The following is a 17,156-nucleotide window of genomic DNA, read 5'->3' on the forward strand; positions in this document are numbered from 1 at the left end:
TTAACTAAGTTTTTGCCAAAATTTATTTCTATAGAAAATATACAGCAACCCGAAGATGAGGGCTAACACTGCAAGCACACCAAGGTTAATGGCTAAAGCTAGGTGTCCCATCATAGTAATTGTTACGGCATAAACCACGATTAAAATAATACCTCCGAACAACACGCCGAAGATGGAAAACATCAAGGCGAAGTTTCCGCCGCCTCGTGAGAATAATTGTGAAACGTTCGTCCATTGAAGTTCAAGGAGTCGAAAATCGCGGTAGAAATAATGCTGGCTAATAAAAAATGCTCCGATGATGTTTCCCGCCAAGATACAAATGATTAATAGGACAGGCGGTCTCAGGAAAATACATGCTAGCAGTATCACCAGTATATTTAAGCCAACTTGTATCAAATAGCCAAACCAAAACTTATTTGACAAATAAGTTTTCATAGAAATCGGCAAGCTGCGGATGAAATTGAAATTTTCCCGGTCTAATGAAATCAAGTTAGCCACAAAAGAAGCACCATTCACAGTCATCAGTGAAAAAACAATGCCAGTAAAGAAGAACACCCCAGCATAATCTAGGCTTAAATTTGATAATTTTAACATTCCTTGAGCCCCGACCACACCAGAAATGATCATCACCATTGGCATGATTATTGTACTGGAAAGAGACTGCATAATAAGTGTGGGATCATTGATCAAGCCACGGTTGTAATGTATCAGGACCTCTTTTAAACTAGCATGAGATTTTCTTTTCTTTGTGCTTCTTTTCTTTTTATGGTTGACTGTGGTTATGTCGTAAAGGCTTGGAACGATCCAAAGACTGATAAGACGAAATAGACCAGCAATCAAAAGTACTATAGCTGCTAAAATCAAAACGCTGCTAAGTGAAAAAGGGTTGGTAACAACTGCGTATAATGGATAAATGAAAGGAATAATTCCGCGATCCACCATCTCAGCAGAAGTAGTACCGGTATCAAAATTTAAAAACAAGACTGCAACAACGACTAAAACAGTTGGAATCAACATCAAGATAGATGAGACGATTTTTTGATTGTTTTTATAAAAATTACTTCGGGTGATACCAAAGACACAGATGACACAAAGTTCAAACAATAAAGTAAATAAGCCGAGAAATGCTATCAGAGATACAATAATATTGATTAAAATAAAAATATTCGACTGCCATCCGACTAAAAAGAAAAGTGCCAGTATAGGCAGCAAAAACGGCAGAGTGGTGTAGGCAACTACTGCAAATTTTGCGATGAAAATCTGATTTAGATTGAACGGCAGCGGTTGATAGCTTGCTAAGTCTTTACTTTGAAAAAATATATTGAAAATAGAAGTAAAGACTTGCGAGAAACTCATTAAACTAAATAGAGCGATGTAGTACGTAAAATAGCCGGGAAATTGACTGAAATCAACCGTAAACATGGAAAGACCGTAAACAAAAACAAAAAATACAGATAGAAGCAAATATTGCAATACTACATTTTTAACGATTTGATTGCCTGTTTTTTTCTTTTTCCTCGAACTTGTTGTGTATTGGGGGTTAACATACAAAAAGTTGACTTTTAATAATGCCAGCAGTTGGTTTTTACTCATCTTCCATTTCCTCCAACTCCTCGATCAACTCGCCGTTAGAATGTTTTCCAGTCATTTTTAAATAAATTTTTTCAAGCGACTCATTTTCTGCAGAAGCTAAGAGATCTTTGACCGAGCCATTATAAATCAATTCACCTTTTTTAAGAATGGCTAATTCATCACAAAGCTGTTCAGCAGTAGATAAAATATGAGTCGAAAAAATCACAGTTTTGCCATTTTCAGCATGCTTCTTCATAAGTTCTTTCAAATCGAAGGCAGCTTGCGGATCTAAACCTTGTAAAGGCTCATCTAAGATCCAAATGTCAGGGTCTGATAGAAGAGCACCGATGACAATGGCTTTTTGACGCATACCGTGTGAAAAACCTTCAAGGGTATCAGACTCTTTTCCAGTCATCTCAAATAGGGCTAGCAGTTCTTCTTGTCTTTGTTGCCTTACGTCTTTAGGAATTTCATAGGCGGCCGCAACCAAATCCCAGTATTCCTCAGCCGTTAATTGTAGAAACATATCAGGCGTATCGGGAACATATCCGATGCTTTTTTTGATGTCTAAACGATTATTGATTAATTCTTCCCCATCAAAATATATTTTCCCCTCGGTGGGTTCTATAATACTGACAAGGCTCTTGATGATTGTTGATTTTCCCGCTCCATTATGTCCAAGAAAACCAAAAATTTTCCCATTTGGAATAGTTAAATCTACCCCTTTTAACGCTTGTGTTTCCCCATAGTTTTTCTTTAATCCAACTACCTCAATCATTTTTCGAACCTCCTTGTTAATTATATCAGTTATACTACAATTTTTTACTTATCTCAACTTAGCTTTCTAAATTGTAAGGTTCTTCTATCGCCTTTGAGTACAAAATGGCTCAAATATTCATAATATTCAGTATAAAAGTGATAAAAAACCAAAATTATGAATTAATATGCAATAATGTATTGAAAAATAAATTATTATTTGTTATAGTAGATAAAAATCGATTTAGGAGTGAATAAATATGAAAGAAAAAGTAGTATTGGCATATTCAGGAGGATTAGATACTTCTGTGGCTGTTCAATATTTAGTTGATAAAGGATTCGATGTTATCGCTTGTTGTTTAGATGTAGGTGAAGGAAAAGATTTGGCAGGTATCAAACAAAAGGCTTTGGATGTGGGGGCCAGTGCTTCTTATACGATTGATGCTAAAGAGGAGTTTGCACAGGAATATGCTTTGATTTCATTGCAAGGACATACGATGTATGAAGGAAAATATCCTTTAGTTTCAGCATTGTCCCGACCGTTGATTTCAAAAAAACTGGTAGAACTGGCTCATGAAGTCGGGGCTACGACGATTGCCCATGGTTGTACCGGTAAAGGAAACGATCAAGTTCGTTTCGAAGTTTCTATCGCTACTTTGGACCCAAAGATGAAAATCATCGCTCCTATCCGGGAATGGAAATGGTCCCGTGAAGAAGAAATTGCGTATGCAAAAGAAAAAGGGATTCCTGTTCCCATCGATTTAGACAGTCCATATTCAGTAGACCAAAACCTTTGGGGGAGAGCCAATGAATGCGGGATTTTAGAAAACCCGTGGGCGACACCTCCTGAAGATGCTTATGATCTGACGGTAAGTCTTGAGGAAGCACCAGATACACCAGATTTCATAGAAATCGATTTTGTTGAAGGTGTGCCAGTCTCCATTAATGGAGAAAAAATGAAATTATCCGATTTGATTTTATTCCTAAACGACTTGGCAGGTAAACACGGAATAGGGCGAATCGATCATGTAGAAAACAGACTAGTGGGTATCAAATCTCGTGAAGTCTATGAATGCCCGGGAGCCACTGTTTTATTAAAGTCCCATAAAGAATTAGAAGACTTGACCTTGGTCAAAGAATTGGCTCATGTGAAACCTTATATCGAACTTCAGCTGTCTCAAATCATTTATGACGGTCTTTGGTTCAATCCGGTCAAAGATGCCTTAGTTGCTTTTATCAAATCTTCTCAAAAATATGTTAACGGTACGGTTAGAGTCAAATTGTTTAAAGGTAATGTAATCGTAGAAGGCAGAAAATCACCAAACAGTCTTTATGATGAAGCTTTGGCTACATATACTTCTGCGGACACTTTTGATCAGGATGCAGCCGTTGGTTTCATTCAATTGTGGGGATTGCCTTCCAAAGTCAATGCAGAAGTTCAAGCAATGCAAAAAAAATAATGTCCTTCTCAGCAATGAAGGTCGGCGTTCTGTTTTACCAAAAAGACAATCATCATTTTTCCAATGATTTTTAAATGGCAGTCAGAATGATGGCCTTCAAAATGTTTTTCAAGAGAAGCTGGAATGAATTTATTAAAAGGAGCAAATCAAATGAAGAAATTATGGCAGGGCCGATTTACTGCCCACGGGGAAGAATGGCTGAATGATTTTGGCGCCTCCATTGGTTTTGACTACCAAATGGCTTTGGAGGATGTGCAGGGAAGTCTTGCCCATGTGAAGATGCTGGCGAGATGCCAGATTATCACTGAAGAAGATAAAAAATTAATTGAACAAGGGTTGATAGAAATCAAAGAGTCTATCGAAGCTGATACATTCGACTATTTACCTGAACATGAAGACATTCATTTGAATATTGAACAAGCGCTGCATCAAAAAATTGGACCCGTAGCAGGAAAGCTGCATACGGCTAGAAGTCGAAACGACCAAGTGGCAACAGACATGCACTTGTATTTGAAAAAATCGGTCCAGTCGCTGATAGCAGAATTACATAGTTTGCAAACAACTCTAGTGAAGAAAGCTGAGGAAAATACCGATACATTGATGCCCGGCTATACCCATTTGCAGCACGCACAGCCGATTTCATTTGGTCATCATTTGTTGGCTTACTACCAAATGTTTTGCCGTGATAAAGAGCGCTTGGCAGAAAGTATCAAAAGAATTGATATTTCACCCTTGGGAAGTGCGGCGTTGGCAGGAACGACTTTTCCGATAAACCGGGAGTATACGGCGGAGTTATTAGGATTTAGTTCTGTTTATGATAATAGTTTGGATGGTGTCAGCGATCGTGATTTTATTTTAGAATTTTTAAGTGATGCATCGATTTTGATGATGCATTTATCACGCCTTTGTGAGGAAATTATATTGTGGACTTCTCATGAATTTCAGTTTATCGAACTTTCTGATCAATATTCTACTGGAAGTTCGATCATGCCCCAGAAGAAAAATCCTGACTATGCCGAACTGATTCGTGGAAAAACCGGCAGAGTGTATGCCAATCTTTTTGGTCTTTTGACGGTCTTGAAAGGTCTGCCTTTAGCCTACAATAAAGATTTGCAAGAAGATAAAGAGGGTATGTTTGATACGGTAGCTACATTGACTTTAAGTTTGAAAGCAATGAAAGGCATGCTTGAAACCATGACAGTAAATAAAGAGAAGATGTATGAAAGTACCAATCAAGATTTTTCGAATGCCACAGAATTAGCAGATTACTTGGCAACTAAAGGGATTCCGTTCAGACAAGCCCATGAAATTGTCGGTAAACTTGTACTTTCATGTATCCAAAAAGGCATTTACCTTCAAGATATCGACTTGAAGACCTATCAAGAAATCGAACCAAGTATTTCAGAAGAGATTTATCAGTTTTTAGATTCAAGAAATGCTATGAATCGTCGAACATCTCATGGAGGAACCAGCAGTTCAGAAGTCGCTAAAATGATTGCCAAGGCATGGCAAGAGTTGCAATAAACTAAAACAGATGACTGCAAACACAAAGGAGGTAGTGAAATGAAAAAAATTGTTAGTTGGTTGATTCCGCTCTTTCTGTTGAGCGTATGCAGCATGCCTGGCAAAGTTTTTGCCGAAGAAGAAGACCCCGTTTATGACAAGGTGATGGAAAGCGGAGAGTTAGTGATTGGATTGTCTGCCGGCTATGCTCCTTACGAATTTCACGCCACAGTGGATGGCAAGGATACGATTGTCGGATTTGATATTTCCATCGCCAATAAAATCGCAGATGATTTGGGTGTGAAGTTAAAAATTACTGAGATGAACTTCGATTCTCTTTTGGGAGCATTAAAAACCGGAAAAATCGATGCAATCATTTCCGGGATGTCGCCCACACCGGAACGATTACAAGAAGTTAACTTTTCTGATTCATATATGGAAGTTGAACAAAAAGTTATCATAAGAAAAGAGAATGCTGAAAAGTTTTTGACAGTCAATGATTTTGATGGGGCTAAAGTAGGGGTTCAAAAACAGTCTACTCAAGAAGCGTTAGCCAAAAAAGAATTGTTGGGCAGTCAGCTGGTTTCCTTGCCTAAAGGAGCCGACGTTGTTTTAAATTTACAAAACAAAAAAGTTGATGCGGCAGTTTTAGAAAGTGTGGTCGCCGAAGCTTATGCGTCCCAAGATAAAAACTTATTTGTAACCGATGTGGCATTTGAGGACGGCAAGAAAGAAACAGCCATTGCCATTTCTAAAAGTGCACCTGTTTTAGAAGCTAAAATCAATGAATCCATTCAAGAGATTAAAGACCAAAATCTCTTACCGGGGTGGCAAAAAGAAGCTAACCAGCTGATGTTTAAGGACGAAGGCTTTTTTAAAAAATATTATTCTTATTTTATTAAGGGAACGGTAACGACGATGTTTTTAGCTGTATTGTCAGTGATTCCGGGAATTGTGTTAGGAACATTTTTAGCCTTGATGAGATTGTCAAAACAGCGGGGGTTGAAGTTGCTGTCAACAATCTATATCGAATTTGTCAGAGGGACTCCTCTCATGGCACAGGTATTTATTATATTTTTTGGTTCCACTGTGCTAGGTTTCGAACTTAGTGCTTTTAATGCCAGTATTGTGGCTTTAGGGTTAAATAGTGCGGCATACGTTGCAGAAATTATCCGTGCGGGCATTCAATCCATAGATGTGGGACAGTGGGAGGCATCCTCGTCACTGGGGATGAACCAAAGTCAGGTGATGCGTCTGATTATTTTACCTCAAGCAGTTAAAAATATTTTACCTGCATTTGGGAATGAACTGGTAACGATTGTTAAAGAGTCTTCGATTGTTTCTGTTATCGGGGTCACAGAGCTGATGTTTCAAGCCGGAGTGGTGCAGGGAGCAAGCTTTAAGCCGTTCTTGCCGATTGCTATTGTCTCTTTGATTTACTTTGTTTTGACCTTTACATTAAGCCGGGCGGTCAACTACTATGAAAGAAAATTGAGCATAAGCGGTTAGTTTTTGTGATAACACATAATAACTAATCTAGAGAATTTTTGGATGTTTTTGACCTGAGCACTTTTTATGAAGGTTTTGAGCAGACCATCTAACTTATCACGTGTATCTTTAGAATCATGTTTTAAAAACATGGTTCTTTTTGTCTTTCTTTTATAGTTTTTTTAAAGTAAACTAAAATTATTAATGAAATTAAGAGGATTTTTAACTTTTAAAGCAGCGTGGGGGATTTTTTATGGGAAATATAAGATTGATAGATATTAACAAAGATAATTGGCTGAAATTGTGTTTATTGACTCCGGGAGAAGCAGGAGAAAAATTTGTCGCTCCGAATGCTATTTCCATCGTGCAATCAGTTTACGATAATGACGGACAGTGGGTAATTAAAGGAATCGCCCATGGAAATGATATTATCGGATTTACCATGTATGGCTACAATGTTGATGATAAAGCTTATGATTTATGCCGTTTTATGCTGGATCAAAAATTTCAGGGAAGAGGCTATGGACAAAAGGCATTGAAGGTTATCGTCGAGGAGATGTGCGCCAGATTTAATTGTGAAAAAATATATCTCAGTACCGACCCTGAAAATAGTCTGGGAAAATATATCTATGAAAAGTTTGGTTTCATTAACACCGGACAACTCGTGGATGGGGAAGAATTATTTGTTCTAGATTTACCCTAACGAAGGATTTATTTTTGAACAGGTGAGCATGTCAGTTAACGATAAAGAGAGGAGTTAAATTCAGGTGATTGTAGTCGGAGGTATGATTGGACTTGGGAAAACGAGTGTGGCAAAAATACTAGGAGATTATTTTGACTCAGAAGTTTTTTATGAGGATGTCAATGATAACGAGATTCTGCCTTTATTTTATACCGCCAGTGACAAAGAATTGGAATCCAAAAGGTATCCTTTTTTGCTGCAATTAGATTTTTTGCAGCGGCGTTTTAAAGATATTAAACGAGCAACAACTGATAGATACAGCATTTTAGACCGCTCGATTTATGAAGACTGGTACTTTGCAAAAGTGAATATGGATTTAGGTAAAATTTCTGATATTGAATTTACCATTTATGAAAAGCTTTTGAAAAATATGATGGAAGAACTAGATGAATTGCCGAAAAAAGCGCCTGACTTAATGATATATTTACAAGGTTCTTTCGAAACCGTCATGGCAAGAATAGAAGAACGGGGCAGAGACTTCGAACAGGACGAAAGCTTGACTGATTATTATTATGCTTTGTGGCAAGGCTATGATGATTGGGTGATGAACTGTTACGACGCATCAGAGGTCTTGGTAGTGGATATGGATACAACAGATGTGGTAAATCGTTTGGAAGACCGGGAACTTTTTTTAACTCAAGTAGATAAAAAAATGACTGAAATAAATGATACTGACATAGGAAAATTTTAATGACTTGGAACAGGCGTATTGCTTGTTCTTTTTTAATCTTAGATTGCAAAAATCAAGTTAGAAAAAAACTTTTATGGCCAGACATCTTTTAATTTTCTGATGATGAATTGGTCAGACGTCTGATGGTCTTGATTTTATCGCATCAAACAAACATCTCTCAACGCTTATACGCATTGAGAGATGGCAGATTCAATCTATAATGTGTCTACTGAATTAATGCCAGCCCGTTGAACTTTTACAAGAACATTATTATCGGAATTAAATTTCGATTCAACTTCTCTTTTTTCAAAAACATCAGGGCTGGGTAATGGTCAAATCAGATAACATGTGATTTAATGCTCATACTTAATCCTTTATTTTAATTATTTTTGCCACAGTTTGCTTACTGGGCGGAGGTAGTCTTTTTTGGCGGATATTTTGTTTTTGACCCTTTATCGTAGACAGAAAAACGTCCTTTGTCAGATGGAATTGTTGGAGCACTGGAGCTCCACGGCCATCCACCAAACTGATTTTTCCGGAAATCTTCATAAGCTTGAACGACTTCAGCTTTGGTATTCATCACAAATGGCCCATAAGCATAAATTTCTTCCTTGATTTCTTTTCCTATGAACACCATAAATTCAGAATCTTCCTCTGCGGTAAAGGTGATTTCGCTGTCAGAAGTATAAACTAGCAGAGAATTCCTATCCACAAGGTAATCATCGACTTTAAATTTACCATCACCAACGTAAAATTGAACTTTTACATCGTTAGGGTATGACGGGATAACGAACCGTTCACCTTTTTCCAGCTTGCCATCCCAGACATTGATGTGGTTTTCTTCTTCGTATCCGTATGAATTTTCTACAGGTCTTTCAGCCTGAACACCGTTGTAACTTCCTACCAGCACTTTCAAGAAATTTTTATCTGGATTTTTATCGGCTAACTTTATAACAGGAATATTTTCGTGCCAATACATTTTATACGAAGGTGGTACCATCTTTTTATGAGCAGGCAAATTCAGCCAAATTTGAACGATTTCAAAAGGATTGTTTTTTTCTGTCTCAATCAGGGGAAACATTTCTGCATGCTGAAGTCCCCGTCCTGAAATCATCCACTGAATGTCACCATTTCCGTAACGTCCGTAGTTGCCGTGTGAATCAAAATGATCAATGATTCCATTTTTCGCATAAGTAATTGTTTCAAAGCCACGATGGGGGTGAGCAGGAAAGCCAGGAACATATTCTCCGTGATACATATTCCAGCCACGTCCAGAGGTAAAATCATTGCCTTTTTGCCAATCTCTAGGAAACTCGACTGGGGCCATCTCACCATTTCCTTCAGGATAGTCATCTACGTGCCTTGCAATTAATATATATGGATTTTGAACTGGGATTCTAGCAGAATTAACTGGATATACTTTACCATTTAACATTTTACAACCTTCTTTCTTGATGAGTTCCAGCTTACAATTAGTAAGTTATAATTTTATTATATCTTTTTATCAGCTTTATTCAATCAACTTGCTCTGAAAAAAATGAAGCATTAGAAAATGACAGTTTAAAATAAAAAATCGGAGCAGATTTCTCTACTCCGAACATAGTTTAGCTTTTGAGGTGTACGACAGCTTTATTTACATCAATGGTGCAAGCATGTTGAGAACAGCTCGTGCTAAATGCCGCCACCATCCGACGCTTTGTGTGTCTTCAAGAGTGATTTCTTTGCAAACTTTTTGCACGTCAAGAAAGTCATCAAGAACTTGCTGAACAGATTCTGTCTTATACATCCAGACACCACATTCTAAATGCAGATACAGACTACGGTAATCCAAATTAATGGTTCCGACAACTGCGTAGAGATCATCTACGACAAAGGTTTTAGAATGAATGAATCCCGGCGTGTATTCGAAAATACGAACCCCAGCTTCCACTAGCTGATCGTAGTTGGAACGTGTGACAGAGTGAACATACCATTTGTCAGGAATATAGGGAGTCTGAATTCGGACATCTACATTGGCTTTGGCAGCAGCACATAAAGCTTCCATCAATGTATTATCAATCACCAGATAGGGCGTCGTAATATAAATGTAGTGTTTGGCCCGGTTGATAAGATTAAGATAGACCGTATTGCTGACGGATTCCTCGTCAAAAGGGGTGTCGGAAAACGGTTGATAAAAACCTAAAGCATCTTTGACTTCATATTTTTTTTCAGGGTAATAATAGGTAAAATCTTTTTCTTCCCCTCGGACAAAATCCCAAAGAGATAAAAACATTAAGGTGAATCCCCAAGCTACATCACCATACATCACGATGGCGGTGTCTTTCCAGTGTCCGAAACGTTCCACTTCATTAATGTATTCATCTGCCAGATTTGCTCCCCCTGTAAATGCCACATTGCCGTCAATTACGGTTATCTTTCGGTGATTACGGTTATTAAAAATAGACGAGAGAACAGGGACTAAAGGATTGAAAATACAAGTTTTGATACCTTTTTTTTCTAATTCTTTATCGTAGCCTTGGGGCAGTTTAAACAGACAGCCAAAATCATCATACATGAAACGCACATCAACACCGGCTGCGGCTTTTTCTTCCAAGATTTCTAATATCTCGCGCCACATTCTTCCTTCTTCAATGATAAAATATTCCATAAAAATATATTTTTCAGCTTTCCGAAGTTCTTTTTTCATTTCTTCAAACATATCCTCACCCAAAGGAAGATATTTACTGGAACTATTTTGCACCAAGGGGAGAATGCCGAAATTTTTTAAGTAGGTAGATTGTATTTTCGCATCATCGTCCTTAAATTCTTTATCGATGTCAATCGTAGGAATGGTTTTTTTGATGGCTTTGATTTCTTTTTCTTCGATACGTGCCATCTTTGTTTTGAAGCTCCGTCTAACATATAGATGACCGAAAATCATATAGATAAAAACCCCAAAATATGGCAGCAGCATCACAGGTACCAGCCATGCAATTTTATAAGCAGGATTTTTTCTGCTGTTGATGATATCCAGCACAGCAGCGATAGAAATTAAAACATAGATAGCATAAAAATAAACAAAATATTCTTGGAATCTCATGACAACAGCAAAAAGTGCAATTAATTGTAAAAGAAGCAAAAGCACAACTATGACAATTCGATTAGTTGCTAATTTTAACAGCTTCATTATTCTTCCCCTTTCACCACCCGAATGATTGTTAATTATACAATAAAGCGGGCTGAAATGTTACCGGTAATTGGGATTTCTAATTTTAACTTAAATTAGGTACGTATAAAAGTATAACAACTATAACAATAATTTCATCTGTTTTATAACAGAATTAGTTCTTTAATTAAAGTTTTCATTTGAATATTCTAATTTCTTTTGAATGTTAATATGCTTTAAAACCTTTATATATAGGCTTTTCTTTGGTTTTCATAAAGTGTTGAAAAATATTTTATCTTTTTTTGAGCAAAAGTATTGTGATTTTTTTATCTTGTGTTATACTTTGTTTATAAAGCTGTTGCAATTCAATTGCAAAGACTTAAAGGAGGACCAATTTAATGGGATACTGGGATGGATTTAAAGGCGGCAAATGGGAAAATACCATTAATGTAAGAGATTTTATTCAAAACAACTACACAGAATATCGTGGTGATGACAGTTTCTTGGAACCAATTGCACCAAGTACTGATAAACTATGGACAAAGCTGCAAGAATTATTTGAGGTTCAACATGAACAAAACGGCGTTTATGACATGGATAATAATATTCCTGCAACAATCACATCACATGCGCCAGGTTACTTAATTAAAGAAGAAGAAACAATTGTTGGTTTACAAACGGATGTTCCATTGAAACAAGCATTTATGCCTTTTGGCGGTATCAATATGGCAAATAACGCTTTGCGTTCAAATGGCTATGAAGTCGATGAAGAGATGAATCATGTCTTTACTGACTGGAGAAAAACTCACAACCAAGGTGTTTTTGATGCTTATACGCCTGAGATGAGAGCTGCTCGTAAAAATAAAATCATCACTGGCTTACCTGATGCTTATGGACGTGGCCGGATCATCGGAGATTACCGTCGATTAGCTTTATATGGTATCGACCGTTTGATCGAAGAAAAGAGAAAAGATTTAAGTACTGCCGGCGGACATCAAATGACTGAAGATGTGATTCGCTTGAGAGAAGAAATTTCAGAGCAGATTCGTGCTCTTGGTCAAATTAAAGAAATGGGCGCCTCTTACGGTTTTGATCTATCTGTTCCAGCATCAAACTCAAGAGAAGCTATCCAATGGTTATACTTTGGATACTTGGCTGCTATCAAATCTCAAAATGGGGCAGCAATGTCTATCGGACGTATTTCTGCTTTCTTAGATATCTATATTCAACGTGACCTTGACAATGGCATCATCACTGAGCTTGAAGCACAAGAAATGATTGACCATTTGATCATGAAATTGCGTATGGTTAAATTTGCACGGACACCAGAATACAATCAACTATTCTCTGGTTATCCAATTTGGGCAACATTGTCCATCGCTGGTATGGGAATGGATGGTCGTTCATTAGTTACTAAGAGTGATTTCCGAATCTTGCATACTTTAACTAACATGGGACCTTCTCCTGAACCAAACTTGACAGTCTTATATTCTTCAAAATTACCACAAGGTTTCAGAACATTCTCAGCGAAAATTGCCAAAGAAAGTTCATCTATTCAATTTGAAAATGATGACCTGTTGAGAGAAAACTGGAAATCTGACGATGCGGCTATCGCTTGCTGTGTGTCAGCGACAGTCATGGGAGAAGACATGCAGTTCTTCGGAGCTCGTGCAAACTTGGCTAAAGCAGTTCTATATGCTATCAACGGCGGTGTTGATGAAAAAACAAAAGCACAAGTTGGACCTAGATTCCGTCCAATGGTTGGAGAAGCACTAGATTTTGATGAGTTTATGGATAAATTCAAAGACATCATGGACTGGTTGGCAGAATTGTATGTTAATACTTTAAACGTCATCCACTACATGCATGACAAATATGCTTACGAAGCACCACAGTTGGCATTTATGAATACTGATTTGAGACGTACATTTGCTACAGGGATTGCTGGTATTTCCCACGCTGCTGACAGTGTGATGGCAATCAAACATGGTAATGTAAAAGTTATTCGTGACGAAGACGGATTGGCTGTTGACTATGTTCCTCAAAATGAGTTTCCAACTTACGGAAACGACAGCGAGGAAGCTGATGCAATGGCAAACTGGATCCTTGAATACTTCATGGGTCAAATCAAACGTCAACATACTTATAGAGATGCAACACCAACAACATCATTGTTGACAATCACTTCTAACGTGGTTTACGGTAAAGCAACAGGTAACACGCCAGACGGACGTCGTGCTGGAAAACCTTTAGCACCAGGAGCTAACCCAAGTTATCAAGACGGTAAATTCTTAGGTGAGAAGAATGGTTTACTTGCTTCTCTTAACTCTACTGCTAGACTTGAGTACACATGTGCACTAGATGGTATCTCAAATACTCAAACTATCAATCCAAACGGTTTGGGTAAAGATGAAGACATGAGAACTGACAACTTGCGTAATGTGTTGGATGGTTACTTTGACAAAGGCGGTTACCATATCAATGTGAACGTCTTTACTAATGAACTATTATTAGATGCACAAGCACACCCTGAGAAGTATCCTAACTTAACCATTCGTGTTTCTGGTTACGCGGTCAAATTCCGTGACTTGACACCGGAACAACAAGCAGATGTTATTTCAAGAACTTCACATGACAGACTTTAATTATTAGTTGAATGCTGAGATGAGTGCCCCTTGTCTCAGTATTCTTTATAAGCTAGGATTATTTCATCTGTTGGGTTTTGTGCTAGTCTTTAAAAAAGATTGGAACGATTAGAAAAGGGGAATAAATGATGAATCAATCAGTAATGGGAAGAATTCATTCTACCGAAAATTTTGGAACAGTGGACGGGCCTGGCGTTCGTTTTGTTGTTTTTACCCAAGGGTGCCAAATGCGTTGTCAATTTTGCCATAATCCTGACACATGGGATTTGAAGGCTGGCAAGCTAGTCACTGCAGATGAAATTATTGAAGAAGCTTTAAAATTCAAAAGCTACTGGGGCAAAGATGGCGGGATCACAGTCAGCGGAGGAGAACCTTTGTTGCAACTTGATTTTATTTTAGACTTGTTCAAGAAAGCCAAAAGAGAAGGGATTCATACCACTATCGATACTTGTGGGAAACCATTCACAAGACGTGAATCATTTTTCAACAAATTCCAAGAAGTACTTGAATATACGGATTTGATTTTGTTTGATATCAAACATATCGATCCCACAGGTCATCGTGAATTAACACAACATACAAATGAAAATATCCTTGAGATGGCAAAATATTTATCAGATATCGGTCAACCAGTTTGGATTCGTCACGTTTTGGTTCCAGAAAGAACGGACTACGATCATTATCTTGTCCGTTTGGACGAATTTATTAAAACATTGAATAATGTGGAAAAAGTTGAAGTATTACCTTACCACCGCATGGGAATTTTCAAATGGAAAGAACTGGGCATTGACTATCCTTTGGAAGGTATTGATCCGCCAACCCAGGAACGAGTTGAAAATGCAAAGAAATTACTGCATGTGGATGATTATCAAGGATATAAAGAAAAGAATAAGCAAGAAAAAACCGCTTAACATAGATAATGCTTTGACTAACAATTAGTCGAAGGCTTTAAAGACATTTAAAACTGTATGAATCACTGTGTAGATACATTGATTTGTGCAGTTTTTTTGTGTTGACAGGCTATTTATTTTTTTTAAAGCTGCTGGATACGTTTACTTTCAACGTGGATTATTTATAATAAGATAGTATTTCTATCCTTCTTTTTTGTGTGTTATAATTTAATAGACTTTGAAATATTATTTGGAGGGAATTAAATGTCAAAAATACTAGTTTTCGGTCATCAAAATCCTGATACGGATACGATCGCTTCAGCAATTTCATTTGCTTATCTGCAAAATCAACTAGGCGTAGAAGCAGAGGCTGTTGCTCTGGGGGAAATGAATGAAGAAACTGCATTTGCTTTAAAAGAATTTGGAGTAGCTCCTCTAAGAATTATCAAAACTGCAAAAAATGAAACTGATCATGTGATGCTGGTGGATCACAATGAAGCACAGCAAAGTGTTGCTGATATCAAGGAAGTGGAAGTGCTGTCGGTAGTGGACCATCACCGAATCGCTAACTTTGAAACTGCTAATCCGCTCTATTACCGAGCTGAACCAGTTGGCTGTACTAATACGATTATTTATAAACTATTTAAAGAACACAATATCGAAATACCTAAAAAGATTGCAGGCTTGATGCTTTCTGCCATTATTTCTGACACTTTATTATTTAAATCACCTACTTCTACTGAAGAAGATAAGAAGGTAGCAGAAATATTAGCTGAGATCGCTGAAATCGATATGGAAACGTATGGTTTAGAGATGCTGAAAGCAGGGACGAATCTGTCGACTAAAACAGAAAAAGAACTGCTGGATATGGATGCTAAAAGTTTTAACATGGGCGAAAAAGTAGTTCGAATCGGTCAGGTCAATACGGTTGATGTAGACGAAGTCTTGTTGCGTCAGTCTGCGTTGGAAGAAGCAATGGGAGAACAAAACAAAGAAAATAACTATGATTTGTTTGTCTTGATCATTACTGATATCTTAAGCAGTAATTCAGTGGCATTAGTCGCTGGAGAGCCTAAAGAAAAGGTAGAACAGGCATTTAGTGTGACACTTGAAAATAATACCGCATTGCTGCCGGGGGTTGTTTCTCGTAAGAAACAAGTGGTGCCGCCTTTAACGGATGCCTTTTAATTTAAAATTAAAGCTTGAGAGTCATAACTTTCAAGCTTTTTATGTTAGGTATTTTTATTAATCAGATGAGATGGAAAAAGGAGAGTTAAACATGAGTCAAGCATTAAATTGGGGAATCATAGGCTTAGGGGAGATTGCCGCAGCTTTTGCAGAAAATTTAAAGGAAAACGGAAAAAATATTTATGGCGTTGCCGCACGAGACGAGGACAGAGCCGTAAAATTTGCAGAAAAACATGGGATAAAGCAAGCCTATTCTTCCTATGATGGGTTGCTGTCAGATCAGGCTATCGACATCGTTTATATTGCTTCCATTAACAGTCAGCATTTTCAGTTAATCAAACAAAGTCTGGAAAATGGCAAACATGTTTTGTGTGAAAAAGCAATCTGGCATGATTATGGAGAATTGTTGGAACTAGAGAAACTGGCAAAAGAAAGAAAGCTGATTTTGGCAGAAGCAATGACTATTTATCACATGCCTTTGATGGAGAAATTAAAAACCTTAATAGCCGAAGGAGCCATCGGAAAGCTTCAATCTGTACAAGCAGATTTTGGAAGTTTAAAGGAAGACGATCCAACCAACCGATTTTTTTCAAAAGAAAAAGGCGGCGGAGCCATGCTGGATATTGGCATCTACGCACTGTCATTTTTGAGCTTCTTTATTGAAGGAAAAGCAGCAGAAATTCAGGAAGTACAAATTCCCTACTCTAAGACAGGGGTGGATGAACGCTGGAATATCGGTATGGTGACGGACAAAGATATCCTTGCAACGGCCACATTGAGTTTTCGTTCCAAGCTTCCTAAACGTGCGTTGATTGCTGGAGACGAAGGCTATATCGAAATCTACGAATACCCTCGTGCCGATAAAGCTGTCTTAGTCAAACCGGATGGCAGCAAAGAGACTATCGCGGCAGGGGAAAGTCGGAATGCCTTATATTATGAAGCTAGCCACATGGAAGAGGCTATCGCAAAGCAAGATAGCGGTTTAGTCTATTTTGAGTTAACGAAGCAAACGATTTTCTGGATAGACGGCTTGTTAAGTCGTCACTTTTAGCAGGCCATTTGCCTGTTGAGCCGTTCAGATTATTTTTAAGAAAGAT

At 37.7% G+C, this 17,156-nt stretch carries 13 protein-coding genes; 9 read left to right on the forward strand and 4 right to left on the reverse strand.

The genetic code is table 11. From position 1 onward, the window contains the following. Together CBF29_RS00265 and CBF29_RS00270 are read right to left on the reverse strand one after the other, a co-directional pair. Nucleotides 1-1,593 carry an ABC transporter gene (locus CBF29_RS00265; protein WP_126806050.1) on the reverse strand — a complete coding sequence of 531 codons (1,593 nt, stop codon included), beginning with the start codon at nt 1,591-1,593 and terminating at the stop codon, nt 1-3. Further along, nucleotides 1,586-2,350, reverse strand: coding sequence for an ABC transporter ATP-binding protein (locus CBF29_RS00270; RefSeq protein ID WP_126806052.1), 765 nt, complete (start codon nt 2,348-2,350; stop codon nt 1,586-1,588). The genes CBF29_RS00265 and CBF29_RS00270 overlap by 8 nt, the downstream gene beginning before the upstream one ends. A gap of 238 nt (nt 2,351-2,588) precedes the next feature. Between CBF29_RS00270 and CBF29_RS00275 the strand changes: the two genes are divergently transcribed. From CBF29_RS00275 to CBF29_RS00295, 5 genes are all read left to right on the forward strand, one after another. Continuing rightward, the gene (locus CBF29_RS00275; protein WP_126806054.1) at nt 2,589-3,788 is read left to right on the forward strand and encodes an argininosuccinate synthase; all 1,200 of its coding nucleotides are present in this window, start codon (nt 2,589-2,591) and stop codon (nt 3,786-3,788) included. 150 nt (nt 3,789-3,938) lie between these two features. After that, on the forward strand, nt 3,939-5,312 hold the full coding sequence (gene argH, locus CBF29_RS00280; protein WP_126806056.1) for an argininosuccinate lyase: 1,374 nt from the start codon (nt 3,939-3,941) through the stop codon (nt 5,310-5,312). A gap of 39 nt (nt 5,313-5,351) precedes the next feature. Next, a complete protein-coding gene (locus CBF29_RS00285; RefSeq protein WP_126806058.1) occupies nt 5,352-6,800 on the forward strand; it encodes an ABC transporter substrate-binding protein/permease in 1,449 nt (482 codons plus the stop codon). A gap of 232 nt (nt 6,801-7,032) precedes the next feature. Next, a complete protein-coding gene (locus tag CBF29_RS00290) occupies nt 7,033-7,482 on the forward strand; it encodes a GNAT family N-acetyltransferase (RefSeq protein WP_126806060.1) in 450 nt (149 codons plus the stop codon). Between the two features lie 64 nt (nt 7,483-7,546). Continuing rightward, entirely contained in the window at nt 7,547-8,212 is a 666-nt protein-coding gene (locus CBF29_RS00295; RefSeq protein WP_245987214.1) for a deoxynucleoside kinase, read from the forward strand. A 382-nt stretch (nt 8,213-8,594) separates the two neighbouring features. Here the strand turns inward: CBF29_RS00295 and CBF29_RS00300 are convergent, their stop codons facing one another. Continuing rightward, a complete protein-coding gene (locus CBF29_RS00300; protein ID WP_126806062.1) occupies nt 8,595-9,626 on the reverse strand; it encodes a pirin family protein in 1,032 nt (343 codons plus the stop codon). Between the two features lie 198 nt (nt 9,627-9,824). Next, nucleotides 9,825-11,357 carry a cardiolipin synthase gene (cls, locus tag CBF29_RS00305; protein ID WP_126806065.1) on the reverse strand — a complete coding sequence of 511 codons (1,533 nt, stop codon included), beginning with the start codon at nt 11,355-11,357 and terminating at the stop codon, nt 9,825-9,827. Nucleotides 11,358-11,734: 377 nt separating this feature from the next. Between cls and pflB the strand changes: the two genes are divergently transcribed. From pflB to CBF29_RS00325, 4 genes are all read left to right on the forward strand, one after another. Beyond that, on the forward strand, nt 11,735-13,981 hold the full coding sequence (pflB, locus tag CBF29_RS00310) for a formate C-acetyltransferase (RefSeq protein ID WP_126806067.1): 2,247 nt from the start codon (nt 11,735-11,737) through the stop codon (nt 13,979-13,981). 128 nt (nt 13,982-14,109) lie between these two features. Beyond that, a complete protein-coding gene (gene pflA / locus CBF29_RS00315) occupies nt 14,110-14,892 on the forward strand; it encodes a pyruvate formate-lyase-activating protein (protein WP_126806070.1) in 783 nt (260 codons plus the stop codon). A gap of 243 nt (nt 14,893-15,135) precedes the next feature. Next, the gene (locus CBF29_RS00320) at nt 15,136-16,059 is read left to right on the forward strand and encodes a manganese-dependent inorganic pyrophosphatase (protein ID WP_126806072.1); all 924 of its coding nucleotides are present in this window, start codon (nt 15,136-15,138) and stop codon (nt 16,057-16,059) included. Between the two features lie 91 nt (nt 16,060-16,150). Then, complete coding sequence (locus CBF29_RS00325) at nt 16,151-17,110, forward strand: Gfo/Idh/MocA family protein (RefSeq protein ID WP_170169936.1); 960 nt, start codon at nt 16,151-16,153, stop codon at nt 17,108-17,110. The last annotated feature ends 46 nt before the right edge of the window (nt 17,111-17,156 follow it).

The organism is Vagococcus elongatus, from assembly GCF_003987645.1.
GTDB classification, from domain to species: domain Bacteria; phylum Bacillota; class Bacilli; order Lactobacillales; family Vagococcaceae; genus Vagococcus_A; species Vagococcus_A elongatus.